Below are 11,311 nucleotides of genomic sequence, written 5' to 3'. Positions count from 1 at the left end.
GATGCAGATCATGGGGATCGAGATGACGTTGTTCACTGCACTGGTTGGCGCTTTTGGTGTGGCTGCAGGATTAGCTCTTTCGGGAACATTGCAGAATTTTGCCAGCGGTGTGCTGATCATGCTTTTGAAGCCTTTTAAAGTAGGTGAAAACATCAACACTAACGGTATGGAAGGAACAGTTACCTCTATACAGATTTTTTATACCATAGTGGAGACATTTGACAATCGCGTGCTTATTGTACCGAACAGCCAGCTTTCTAACCAGATGATCATCAATACCAGCAGAAAAGGCACGCGCAGGCTGGACATCAATCTGAAGTTTCCGAATAATATTGATGTAAAACAAGTAAAATCCGTGATTGAAAAATCGCTTGACAAATCAGAACATTGTTTGAAAAGCCCCAAAAAGCGCGTTGGAATAGGTGAAATACAACCCGATGGCTTTATATTAGAGATTAGCCTATGGGTTAAGGCCCACGGGTTTCATGACACTAAACTCGCGGTACAGGAAGCTTTATTTGAAGACATTAAAAAAGCCGGTATAAAAATACCCGGCTTATGATAAATTAATATATCCACGAATTTAATATTCGCACCATTGATTTTCTCCTGTAGGTACAGCCTGATTTATTTCTTCACTGCGTTCTTCGCGTAATTGCTTGTCCATTTGCTGTACTGTTTCTTCCGTCCGGTCAGTACCTTCAGGTTCAATATCCTGCAACCCTTTTGTTTCCCTGATGCATTCAACAGGGTTTTCAATACACTGCCAGGTTTCATTTAATTGAGAGCTGGTGCCTTCATTCCATGGGCCACGCATTTCTGTGCTGTCGGACATATTGAAATAAAGGTTGCTATAACGCGGATCGCTTTGCAGTACTCCTGGCGGAAAGTTTGGCTGAATGCTGTTTAAGGCCGCTTCAAATTGTTGATAATGGGCCACTTCACGTGTCATCAGAAAACGGAGTGTTTCCTTCACGTAGGGATCGTCGGTAAATGACATTAGATATTCGTATACAATTTTCGCCCTTGATTCAGCGGCTATGTTTGATCGTAAATCGACCGTAAGATCACCGTTGGCATTTACATAAGCACCAGACCAGGGAATGCCGTTACTGTCTGTCACAGTTGGACCGCCGCCGCTCAATACGGCAAATTGCGGATTAAACATCGCTTCATGCATAAAGCCTTCCTTTGTACTCTTTCCATCCATCGTTTGCATGAGCTCAGATTCATCGGCCGAAGCTTTTAATTCGCCTCCAACGCCACTTAAAAGCATTTGGATGGTAGCGCCGACGATCTCCAAATGACTGAATTCTTCGATGCCGATATCCATCAGCAGGTCGTATTTATCAGGATAAGGCTGTTTGCACGAAAATGCTTGCGTAAAATATTGCATAGCTGCCTTTAGTTCACCGTTGCCTCCACCAAATTGCTCGAGTAATAATCTTGCAAAACGGGGATCGGGTTTCGATACCCTCGCATTGAATTGTAATTCTTTAACGTGATAAAACATAATCTTAGAATTTAATGGTGATTTATTAATCTTTAAAGAATAACAAGGCTCTGGAAATGCAGTTTATGCAATAAATACGGGTTTTGGATGTGTGAAATACGGCTTTTAGATTTTTATTAAAATCCGATAGTTCAATGCGTGTTTGTAATAAATAAATAGCGTATTTTCCGGTGAAACAGACAATTTGTTTGTTATGTTATCCTAAATACAAGAGACTGCGAAAAGTTCACGGAACATAATTAGTGCCCTTCACCCCGGAAGGAGAAATATCAGTAAAATATTAATAAAATCAGAGAACATGAATATAGAGAGACCAAAAAATGTATTAGTGGCATTGGTGTTTTCATGCATAGCCTGGATTGTGATGCGTTTTTTTCGTTCACCCCGCAGTGAACAACAATCCGGCGAAAACGACTAAACCAACTTGCTTTTTAAACTGAAGCGGGGCAATTACCTCTTGTTCTGGTTTTTGTCCCGCATTTCTCTTTTACCTGTGGTTTGTTTCCTGATAAGCAGAAAAATCGCTATCACAATGAATAATCCTATAAATACAAATGCAAATGGTAATAACATGCTGGTGAATTTTAATTCCCGGCTGGTATTATCCTGCCGGGAATTCATTTTAAAAAATTATTGAATTTAATCTTCGGCCTGTTCTTGAGCAGCCTGATAGTTTATATCGTTCTCGGCGATGGATGTGAGTTTTTGGTCGGCGTTCTTTTCTTCATCCAATGTTTGCCGTAACAGGTTTGCGGCATCTTCGTAGCCCAATGTTTTTGCCAGCGTTACTAATCCGCCATACGTGGCTATTTCATAGTGTTCAGCTTTTTGTCCGGCAAAGATCAGGCCTACGTCCCTTTGTGCGGTGCCTTCGTCGGTGTCGTCAATAATATCTTCACCTTCGTCAACAATACCGGCCATTGCTGCGCACTTAGTCGAGTCAACCTCTTCACCGACCATACCAAAGACCTGCTCAATACGGGTAACGTGTCCTTCCGTTTCGGTTAAATGGCTTCTGAATGCGTCTTTTAATTGCTGCGTGGTAGCAGCTTCTTCCATTTTTGGAAGTGTCTTTACCAGTTTCTTTTCTGCCCAATAAATGTCCATCAATTGGTCGGTGAAAAACTCTTTCAATTTTGAATCCTGCACTGCTGTTTGTGTTTCCATAGTTTTTGTTTTTTAATGATTAATTCAGTCTGTTTATTTTGAATTGATTTGTTTGTCGATAGCTGTAATTGCTGCCAGGTGCGCTTTAAGGGTAGGCAGCGTTTGCTGGGCAAACGCACGGACGTCCGGATCTTTCCCGGTTGTTGCATACTTTTGAAATGTTTCTACAGTATTGCGGTGCCCGCTCAGCATAGCATGAACAAATTTCTTGTCAAAACTGTCACCGGCGTTTTTTAGGTTTAAATCGGGCTGAATACCACCTGAAGCCGATGTTGGGATATCAATTCTTTTTTGTTTCGCCAATTGCAACAATTTTTGCTCGGCATCGCCGTGATCTTTTACCATCATCTGACCAAATGACCGGACATCTGCATTTTTAGCTTTTTGCACAGCTAACTGACCGGCATTTACTTCCTGTAAATTACCTATGCTGGCAACAATCAAAAAGTGCTTTGCGGTCGTATCCGGATCGGGTTGCGGAATTTGCGCTTTGGCAATAAGCACTCCCATACCTAATAGCATCGTTATTATTATTTTTTTCATAACGGTATTGTTTAAGGTTGTCCCGAACCACCCGAAGAACCATATACCTGCCCGTTGGCAAAGCTTGCATCTGCGGCAGCCAGTTGCACATAGATGGAAGCCAGCTCAGCCGGTTGCCCCGGTCTGCCCAGCGGGGTCCAGCTGCCAAACATTTGCTGTTTATCAGGCTGTGCACCGCCGCTTATCTGCAGCGCCGTCCAAACAGGTCCGGGAGCTACGCCGTTTACACGGATGCCTTTGGGACCTAGTTGCTTACCCAAAGATTTAACATAGTTCATTGTCGCAGCTTTAGTCTGGGCGTAATCATACAGATCAGGACTCGGATCATAAGCCTGCTCCGAAGTCGTGCCGATAATGGCTGAACCCGGTGGCAGGTGTGGTAATGCTTCACGAATGATCCAGAATGGCGCGTAGATGTTGGTCTTCATTGTCGAATCAAATGCTTCGCTGGTAATATCCAGTATCGAATTTGCTGACTGCTGACGTCCTGCATTATTCACGATAATGTCCAGCCCACCAAGTTCACTCAACGCCTTTTGTACCAAATGTTTGCAAAATGCCTCGTCACGCAGATCGCCTGGAATAGCTACTGCTTTTCGGCCTTCTTTTTTAATTAATGCGATCACTTCCTGTGCGTCAGGTTCTTCAGAAGGGAAATAGTTGATGGCTACATCAGCGCCCTCACGTGCATAGGCAATGGCAGCGGCACGGCCCATGCCCGAATCGCCGCCTGTTATCAGTGCTTTTCGACCCATTAGTCTGCCGGAACCTTTATAGCTTTTTTCTCCGCAATCAGGAACCGGGTTCATCTTGCTTTGCAAGCCCGGCCAGGGTTGGGGCTGACTTTTAAACGGAGGCTTTGGATAGAGTTCCTTAGGATTGGAGATTTTTGCATCTCCAGGGCCATCGGAATGGTCGGACGCAGCAAATGCAGGAGAAATAGCTACCGCCGCGAGTGTTGTTCCGAGCCCGGCAACAACTTGTCGCCGTGTTAATTTGTCTTTATTATTCATAGGTAGATGTTTTTTCTGATTGAGTTAAATCATGCTCTACCAAATAAATGAACCAGAATAAAATAGGTTTTTGTGGAAAATACCTGTTTTTATGATGAAAATACGTCCTTAGTCGATCAGGCTGTTTTTTACAGCAAAGCGTATCAGCTCAGCCGAATTACGAACATTAGCTTTGTTGATCATGGTTTGACGATGGCCTTCCACCGTGCGGCGACTGGTAAAAAGTTTATCGGCTATCTCTTTGTTAGTATAGCCCTGTGCTATTAATGAAAGTACTTCTGTTTCCCGTTTCGAAAAATCTACCATACAGTCGGTAACATCGTTTTTATGGGCTGTTAAACTAAGCATACGTATAGCCAGATCTGAGCAGATGTATCTGTTATTGCGGTGAATATGCGACAAGGCAAAAGTTAATTCTTCGGTACTGATATTCTTTAATAAATAACCGTGTACACCCGAATTGAATGCATCCCATACGTAATTCTCATTATCAAACATGGTCAGCATCACGGTTTTCACATGCCGGTGATCGGTTTGTTTTAGATTTTCGGCCAGTTCAATTCCGTTCATGTCAGGCATGTTCATATCAGCTAAAAGAATATCCGGAGACGTGCCCTGCTCGATCAATTGTAATGCCTCTTTGCCATTTGATGCTTCTGCGATAACCTCGAACGATCCGTCACTTTCCAGTACGTTCTTAATACCATTACGTACAATCTGATGATCCTCTGCTAATAGAACTTTAATCATTATCAACTCTTTATATATATTTTTAATTAAAAAACTGGTTTATTGTTTTTACTTCTAATTAAAAATAGCAAGGTCATACTTAACTAATTTCAAAACAGGTATTTTCCGCAAAAAATAATGCGTATTAACATCAAAAACTATGGTTTAGATAAGGTGTTGAATTCTGTAGAGGGTCAGATTGTTGTTAGTTTGTTTATTAGTTAAAATTTTATGAGCAAAATCAAGAAACTTTGGAAAGTACTCGCAGGAAGTATAAGCTGGAATTTAAAAGCACCGGATATGAGTGACACCGCTATGAAAGACAGCAAAAAGAGCCGACAAAAAGAGGCTCATCATGATGAACTAAAAAAAGGCCTTGCAGGATGATAAAAGGCATGTAAATATTTAATAATGATGACAGTTGAGTACATATTCATAGTCGTATTCGTTTTCCTGCTCATCTTTCTCTTTACAGGATTGAGAATAAGGAAACCTTAACAATCCTCTGCAAAAAACAACCCTCCAATATTCAAAACAGGTATTTTTCCTCTCCATTTACCGTATTTCCCGGACAAACCCCGTTCGCTTCTGACATGTTGTCCTATGAACAGAACCGCTTCTGAAATCATAGCAGAAGCACAATAAAGACAACATGAAAATATTCACCTGGCATATACACGGCAGTTATTTGTTTTACCTCTCGCAGGGAAACTATGAAATTTATATACCTACAAAAAAAGAAAAAACAGAAGGATACTATGGTCGCGGCGAAACTTTTCCTTTTGGTGATAACGTGATCGAGATACCCGCAGAGGAAGTTAGGGATTACCAATTCGATTGCATCCTTTTTCAAACTAACCAGAATTACCTTGCAGATCAGTTTGAGATATTATCTGTGGAACAGCAGCAATTACCCAAAATATACCTTGAACATGATCCTCCGCGGCAACATCCCACCAACACCAAACATTTGATAGACGACCCCAACATCATCTTAGTGCATGTAACCCATTTTAATAACCTGATGTGGGATAGCAACAGTACACCAACCAGGGTGATAGAGCATGGCGTAACTGATCCGGGCGCCATCTATACAGGAGCTTTAAACAAGGGCCTTGTTGTGATCAATAACCTGCCCGACCGGGGCCGGTTACTTGGATTCGATATTTTTCTGAATGTTCAGAAGCAGGTAAAGCTTGAGCTTGTAGGTATGGGAACGGGCGATTGGGGATTAGGTGAGGTTCTTCACCCTCAATTGCCCAGGTTTCAATCCCAGTACCGCTTTTTCTTTAACCCGATACGCTATACCAGTTTGGGTCTGGCAGTTTGTGAGGCAATGATGATGGGCATGCCGGTGATAGGTTTGGCGACTACCGAGTTATCGTCGGTGATCGATAATGGTTATTCGGGCTTTATTCATACTAATGTCAACTATCTGATCGATAAAATGAACCTGCTTTTGGACGATGCAGCATTGGCGGCCGAGATAGGGAACAATGGTCGGGAAGTGGCCCTGGAACGTTTTAACATAAAGCGATTTACTACGGAGTGGGAAGAGCTTTTCAGCGAAGTGGCTGAAAAAAATGTAAGAAGAAAATTGCGAATTGTGCATTAATACTTATGAAGAATAAAAAAAGAAGAATAGCATTTATCAGCGATCATGCGTCGCCGCTGGCGTGTATCGGCACAGTTGATACCGGCGGACAGAATGTTTATGTAGCACAACTGGCCAAATATTTAGCCGGGCAGGGCTATTTGATCGACGTATATACCCGGCGTGACAATGCGGAAGCAAATGAAATAGTGAATTGGGAAAAAGGAGTGAGGGTGATCCACATACAGGCCGGGCCTGGCTGCAGCATTGCGAAAGAAACAATGCTGCAGTTTATGCCGGAGTTCCGGGATAATATGATCCGGTTTATCATCAGCAATCATTTGCATTATGAATTGATCCATGCCAACTTCTTTATGTCGGGGCTGGTGGCCAGTGGTATTAAAAAAGAGCTGGATATTCCTTTTGTAATTACGTTCCATGCGCTTGGTCATATACGACGCATTCACCAGGCAGAGAAGGATAAATTTCCGGATGAGCGGATTTGTATTGAAGAGATGATCGTTCGCGAAGCGAACCATATCATAGCTGAGTGCCCGCAGGACAAGGACGACCTGGTTGCTCATTACCGGGCAAATCCCCGGAAGATCAGCATCGTGCCCTGCGGGTTCAGCTCTGCAGAGTTTTATCCGATAGAAAAATCAGTAGCCCGCAGTATTTTGGGCCTACCGCAGGACGATCACATTTTGTTGCAGCTTGGCCGGATGGTTGAGCGCAAGGGCATTGACAATGTGATCAAGTCAATGGCTTACCTAAAGTCTGTCTCCGGAAAAAATTTTAGGCTGATTATTGTTGGTGGGGACTCCGAAAAAATGGAAAGTTCGTCCGACAATGAATATAAACGGCTATGTACTGTCGCAAGCAGATTAAAGGTAATGGACAAGATAGAATTCGCCGGCCGGCGAGATCGTGATAAACTAAAATTCTACTATAATGCGGCTGATCTTTTCATCACAACCCCCTGGTACGAGCCTTTCGGTATCACGCCGCTTGAAGCAATGGCCTGTGGCACACCGGTTATAGGAGCTAATGTAGGCGGGATCAAATTTAGTGTAAAGGATGGCGTTACCGGTAGCCTGGTACCTCCACGACAACCCAGGAAACTTGCTGAAAAGATACAGGATATTATAAATGACGAGGAGAAACTAAGCCGCATGGGACTGAATGCCATTAAGCATGTGAACACCTGGTTTACCTGGGCTAAAGTGGCTGACCAGATGCATGAACTATATCAATGTGTGCTGAATAACAGCAAGCAGGCAAGCAAATTGATCAATATCGGTCGCGACAGGGCGGCATAGCAACCATGGACGCAGCAATTTTCATCGATAAAGACGGCACGCTTATTTACGACATTCCTTATAATGTAGATCCTGATTTGATAGTAATCAGGAATAACAGTATCGACGGATTGAAAATGCTTTGTGAAAGAGGCTTTAAGCTGATTGTGATCTCCAATCAAAGCGGCGTAGCCTGTGGCTACTTTTGTGAAGAAGACTTATATATTGTCGAAGAAAAATTACGTTCGCTGCTTGAGCCGCTCAGTATAAAGCTTTCGGGATTTTATTTCTGCCCTCATTATGCAAACGGCATTATCCATGAGTATGCAGTAGACTGTTTTTGCCGGAAGCCCATGCCCGGTATGCTATTGCATGCAGCCGAAGTGAATAATATCGATCTCTCCTCATCATGGATGATCGGTGACATCCTGAACGACGTAGAGGCGGGTAACCGTGCAGGTTGCAGATCCATTTTGATCTGTAACGGCGGCGAAACCGAATGGAAATCCGGGCAGTTCCGAACCCCGGAAAAAACCTGCCAGAACATAAACGAGGCTGCAGAATACATTCTTACTCATCAATTCTCATGACTACCTGGAAAGACTGTAAAAACATTCTCTGCATGCGCCCCGATAATATGGGCGATCTGATCATGAGCGGCCCGGCTATCAGGGCTTTAAAACATACATTTGGTGCGCATATTACGGTACTTACTTCATCCATGGGGCGACTGATAACACCGTTTATGAGTGAGGTGGACGAAACAATAACCTTCGATCTGCCGTGGGTAAAAACAAATGAAATTACTGAAAGCGATTCCATCCAATATTTAGTGGATGCATTAAAATTGAGACGATTTGATGCAGCCGTTATTTTTACCGTTTACAGTCAGAATCCATTGCCAACCGCCATGCTGGCCTATATGGCCGGTATACCCAAAGTGCTGGCTTATTGCCGGGAAAATCCTTATGGTTTACTAACCGATTGGATACCTGATGAAGAGCCGCATCGCTTTATCAGGCACCAGGTGCGGCGTGATTTTGATTTAGTTAAGGCTGTCGGTGCAAATCCGTTTTGCGAGAATTTATGCCTGCATGTAAATGATGTGTGGAGCAGCGTCGCACGAAAGCTTGAGAAATCAGGTGCTAGAACAGATCAGCCATGGTTGATAGTGCATACGGGTGTAAGCGAACCAAAGCGGCAATATCCGTTCGATCTCTGGGTTGAAACTTGTCGAAGAATAATTGATGAATTGCACTCGCAGGTTTTGCTTACGGGTTCCGCATCTGAGAAGCAACTTACTGATCAACTGCAACGGGAAATAGGCGAAGGCTCGTATTCAATTGCCGGATTATTGGATATGGAAGAATTTATTTGCCTGGTGCAGCATTCGCCAATGATGGTTTCGGTTAATACCGGTACTGTTCATATTGCGGCAGCAGTGAGAACACCGGTTGTAGTATTGTATGCTCAAACCAATCCACAACATACGCCATGGAGAGTACCTTGCAAGGTGTTGCAATTCCCCGTTGCCGAAGAAGCGCAAAGCAAAAATGAAGTGATTCAATATGTAAACAGAAAATTGTATAATGAGCCTATCGGTATGCCCACTCCGGATGATATTATCCTTGCGGTAAAAGAACTCCTGCATCCAGTTGATTTACCAGCTCCGCAGTTTCACGAAATACATGGTCAAAGTCAGGTGTTTGCAGCCAGTTAATGGTGCGGTGTAATTGTTTATTGATCGGTCCCCAGCGTTCGGGTTCACCATCCATACTGATCACGATGCTTGGTGTCCTTAGGGCGGCGGCTATATGAGATACACCGGTGCAATTTGATATCAAAAGTGCCGAATCCTTGATCAAAGCAGCTACAGCGCCGATAGATGTTTTTCCAGTAACGTCTATAGGTTCATAACTCATTTGTCCGATGACCTCGCTGGTGATATTCGACTCGTCTTTGGTTCCGGTGACGACAACTTTATAACCCTGCTCATGACAAAAATCGCCAAGGGCAGCAAAATGCTCAGTCGGCCATTGCCGCCATGCTCCGCGCGAGCCTGGGTGGATGCAAACATACCGGCCTTTTTCAATGGGTAAAGCCAAATAGTCGAGCTCCTGGAAATCCATCGCATTTAAAGGAAACTCAAGCGCATTTCCCTGCGACGGTATACCAAGAAATTCCATTAAAGCTATATGCCTGTCAATTTCAGAGCCTTGGTCGGGATAGGACATGAATAAATCGTTGTCGGGTGCATAATGCCCATCAATACAAAAACCGGCTGTGTGCTTTGCTCCGAACAACTCGATCATTGAATTAACTATCGAACCATTGCCCTGCATTTGCAAAACCAGGTCAAATTGTTCTTTTTGGATCATCGGCAGAAATTCAGCAAATGCAATGGGGTCAAAAGCCTGCTCTGGCAGACCCGGAAAACCGGGAAAATGAATGAAACGGTCAAAATAACTGTCAAACCGCTCCACCAGCCATTTTGCCCAGGGAAGACCAAGCAGGGTGATCTCTGCATTGGGATAAGCATTTCTTAAAGCATGTATAGCAGGTATTGCGCATAGCATGTCGCCAAGCTGCAGTGCCCTGAAAATGGCTATCTTTTTAATCTGGTCGGGAGGTAATTTCATAGGAAGAATACTTTGTATTTAAACGCGCCATACCATTGCCAGTAAATGGATAAAAATGGAATAATAAAGGAAGTGACTATCATTTCAGCAATATGCGGAACCGAAAGCCGGGTGGTATATAGCCTCTTGACTATAAAGTTGAATGTCAGGAATATCCATATGTAAAATCCGCTGATACCTATCAATCTGTTGTGCAAAATGAGACCTGCCAGCATCACCATAAATGCTGCAATAATTGCATAGTAAAGCAGCGGCGGCATGGATTGAATTTTGCTCCGGTACAGCTCAGGATATTTTTTATAAAGCAGGGCATTGTATAATGTCTTCTTTTGCTCCCTGATACTTACACCCCATTTAGCTTTACGCACAGGATGTACCACGATAGCAGTTTCCAGATGTTTAACCGGAACATTTTCGCGGATCAGTTTAAACTCCAGGTCGCTATCCTCGCGCCAGGCCATACGGAATTGCTCATCAAAGCCACCGATTTTTAACAATGCTACACGGGTACAGGCGCAGTTGGCCGTAATAAAGTCGGCAGATTCCAGTCCGGCAATATTTTTCTCATAATCAGTCGGCCGGTTACTTCGGGGGACAATAACATTGCCTGTCATGGCTTCTTCTTTATCCGGGTTCATATTCCCCATTATTTCTTTCAGCCAATATTGATCAGGCAGACAATCATCATCAGTAAATGCGATAATTTTACTACGGGCATTCAGCCAGCCATAATTGCGTGCGGCAGCGGGCCCTTTTTTAGTGCCCATTGATAAAAATCGTAATGATATCACCCTGTTCCTGGCCAGGTCCCTGAT

At 43.5% G+C, this 11,311-nt stretch carries 14 protein-coding genes; 6 read left to right on the top strand and 8 right to left on the bottom strand.

Translation table 11 applies throughout. The features are described 5' to 3' along the window. A partial coding sequence (locus VIM89_RS13615; RefSeq protein ID WP_488156714.1) for a mechanosensitive ion channel family protein occupies nucleotides 1–562 on the top strand: 562 nt, incomplete at its 5' end. Between the two features lie 21 nt (nucleotides 563–583). Here VIM89_RS13615 and VIM89_RS13610 read toward each other — a convergent pair. The 6 genes from VIM89_RS13610 to VIM89_RS13585 all read right to left on the bottom strand — a co-directional run bounded on the left by VIM89_RS13610 (nucleotide 584) and on the right by VIM89_RS13585 (nucleotide 4,986). Next, the gene (locus tag VIM89_RS13610) at nucleotides 584–1,513 is read right to left on the bottom strand and encodes a manganese catalase family protein (protein WP_488156713.1); all 930 of its coding nucleotides are present in this window, start codon (nucleotides 1,511–1,513) and stop codon (nucleotides 584–586) included. Between the two features lie 450 nt (nucleotides 1,514–1,963). Further along, nucleotides 1,964–2,134 carry a hypothetical protein gene (locus VIM89_RS13605; RefSeq protein ID WP_488156712.1) on the bottom strand — a complete coding sequence of 57 codons (171 nt, stop codon included), beginning with the start codon at nucleotides 2,132–2,134 and terminating at the stop codon, nucleotides 1,964–1,966. An 18-nt stretch (nucleotides 2,135–2,152) separates the two neighbouring features. Continuing rightward, the gene (locus VIM89_RS13600; RefSeq protein WP_488156711.1) at nucleotides 2,153–2,680 is read right to left on the bottom strand and encodes a YciE/YciF ferroxidase family protein; all 528 of its coding nucleotides are present in this window, start codon (nucleotides 2,678–2,680) and stop codon (nucleotides 2,153–2,155) included. A gap of 33 nt (nucleotides 2,681–2,713) precedes the next feature. Then, a complete protein-coding gene (locus VIM89_RS13595; RefSeq protein WP_488156710.1) occupies nucleotides 2,714–3,223 on the bottom strand; it encodes a DUF4142 domain-containing protein in 510 nt (169 codons plus the stop codon). 11 nt (nucleotides 3,224–3,234) lie between these two features. Then, nucleotides 3,235–4,236 (bottom strand): SDR family oxidoreductase, encoded by a 1,002-nt coding sequence (locus VIM89_RS13590; protein WP_488156709.1) that lies wholly within the window; start codon nucleotides 4,234–4,236, stop codon nucleotides 3,235–3,237. Nucleotides 4,237–4,344: 108 nt separating this feature from the next. Beyond that, the gene (locus tag VIM89_RS13585; protein ID WP_488156708.1) at nucleotides 4,345–4,986 is read right to left on the bottom strand and encodes a response regulator; all 642 of its coding nucleotides are present in this window, start codon (nucleotides 4,984–4,986) and stop codon (nucleotides 4,345–4,347) included. A gap of 210 nt (nucleotides 4,987–5,196) precedes the next feature. Here VIM89_RS13585 and VIM89_RS13580 point away from each other — a divergent pair, with 210 nt between their 5' ends. The 5 genes from VIM89_RS13580 to VIM89_RS13560 all read left to right on the top strand — a co-directional run bounded on the left by VIM89_RS13580 (nucleotide 5,197) and on the right by VIM89_RS13560 (nucleotide 9,577). Then, a complete protein-coding gene (locus tag VIM89_RS13580) occupies nucleotides 5,197–5,352 on the top strand; it encodes a hypothetical protein (RefSeq protein WP_488156707.1) in 156 nt (51 codons plus the stop codon). Nucleotides 5,353–5,617: 265 nt separating this feature from the next. Continuing rightward, on the top strand, nucleotides 5,618–6,580 hold the full coding sequence (locus VIM89_RS13575; protein WP_488156706.1) for a glycosyltransferase: 963 nt from the start codon (nucleotides 5,618–5,620) through the stop codon (nucleotides 6,578–6,580). 5 nt (nucleotides 6,581–6,585) lie between these two features. Beyond that, the gene (locus VIM89_RS13570) at nucleotides 6,586–7,878 is read left to right on the top strand and encodes a glycosyltransferase (protein WP_488156705.1); all 1,293 of its coding nucleotides are present in this window, start codon (nucleotides 6,586–6,588) and stop codon (nucleotides 7,876–7,878) included. A 5-nt stretch (nucleotides 7,879–7,883) separates the two neighbouring features. Then, on the top strand, nucleotides 7,884–8,447 hold the full coding sequence (locus VIM89_RS13565) for a D-glycero-alpha-D-manno-heptose-1,7-bisphosphate 7-phosphatase (RefSeq protein WP_488156704.1): 564 nt from the start codon (nucleotides 7,884–7,886) through the stop codon (nucleotides 8,445–8,447). Continuing rightward, the gene (locus VIM89_RS13560) at nucleotides 8,444–9,577 is read left to right on the top strand and encodes a glycosyltransferase family 9 protein (protein ID WP_488156703.1); all 1,134 of its coding nucleotides are present in this window, start codon (nucleotides 8,444–8,446) and stop codon (nucleotides 9,575–9,577) included. Before VIM89_RS13565 ends, VIM89_RS13560 begins: the two co-directional genes overlap by 4 nt. Here VIM89_RS13560 and VIM89_RS13555 read toward each other — a convergent pair. After that, nucleotides 9,480–10,496: a glycosyltransferase family 9 protein gene (locus VIM89_RS13555; protein WP_488156702.1), complete on the bottom strand. Its 1,017-nt coding sequence runs from the start codon at nucleotides 10,494–10,496 to the stop codon at nucleotides 9,480–9,482. The genes VIM89_RS13560 and VIM89_RS13555 overlap by 98 nt on opposite strands. Further along, nucleotides 10,493–11,311 (bottom strand): glycosyltransferase (locus VIM89_RS13550; RefSeq protein WP_488156701.1); only part of this gene is annotated, 819 nt, incomplete at its 5' end. The genes VIM89_RS13550 and VIM89_RS13555, both read right to left, overlap by 4 nt.

Origin of the sequence: Mucilaginibacter sp. (genome assembly GCF_036568825.1) — a bacterium.
Lineage (GTDB): Bacteria > Bacteroidota > Bacteroidia > Sphingobacteriales > Sphingobacteriaceae > Mucilaginibacter.
This window is presented reverse-complemented; position numbering and strand designations above follow the sequence as displayed.

What these genes read in the sequence shown, in the direction of transcription:
- VIM89_RS13565 (WP_488156704.1), top strand. Translation starts at nt 7,884, where the DNA reads ATGGACGCAGCAATTTTCATCGATAAAGACGGCACGCTTATTTACGAC.
- VIM89_RS13610 (WP_488156713.1), bottom strand. Translation starts at nt 1,513, where the DNA reads ATGTTTTATCACGTTAAAGAATTACAATTCAATGCGAGGGTATCGAAA.
- VIM89_RS13580 (WP_488156707.1), top strand. Translation starts at nt 5,197, where the DNA reads ATGAGCAAAATCAAGAAACTTTGGAAAGTACTCGCAGGAAGTATAAGC.
- VIM89_RS13605 (WP_488156712.1), bottom strand. Translation starts at nt 2,134, where the DNA reads ATGAATTCCCGGCAGGATAATACCAGCCGGGAATTAAAATTCACCAGC.
- VIM89_RS13600 (WP_488156711.1), bottom strand. Translation starts at nt 2,680, where the DNA reads ATGGAAACACAAACAGCAGTGCAGGATTCAAAATTGAAAGAGTTTTTC.
- VIM89_RS13590 (WP_488156709.1), bottom strand. Translation starts at nt 4,236, where the DNA reads ATGAATAATAAAGACAAATTAACACGGCGACAAGTTGTTGCCGGGCTC.
- VIM89_RS13575 (WP_488156706.1), top strand. Translation starts at nt 5,618, where the DNA reads ATGAAAATATTCACCTGGCATATACACGGCAGTTATTTGTTTTACCTC.
- VIM89_RS13560 (WP_488156703.1), top strand. Translation starts at nt 8,444, where the DNA reads ATGACTACCTGGAAAGACTGTAAAAACATTCTCTGCATGCGCCCCGAT.
- VIM89_RS13570 (WP_488156705.1), top strand. Translation starts at nt 6,586, where the DNA reads ATGAAGAATAAAAAAAGAAGAATAGCATTTATCAGCGATCATGCGTCG.
- VIM89_RS13595 (WP_488156710.1), bottom strand. Translation starts at nt 3,223, where the DNA reads ATGAAAAAAATAATAATAACGATGCTATTAGGTATGGGAGTGCTTATT.
- VIM89_RS13555 (WP_488156702.1), bottom strand. Translation starts at nt 10,496, where the DNA reads ATGAAATTACCTCCCGACCAGATTAAAAAGATAGCCATTTTCAGGGCA.
- VIM89_RS13585 (WP_488156708.1), bottom strand. Translation starts at nt 4,986, where the DNA reads ATGATTAAAGTTCTATTAGCAGAGGATCATCAGATTGTACGTAATGGT.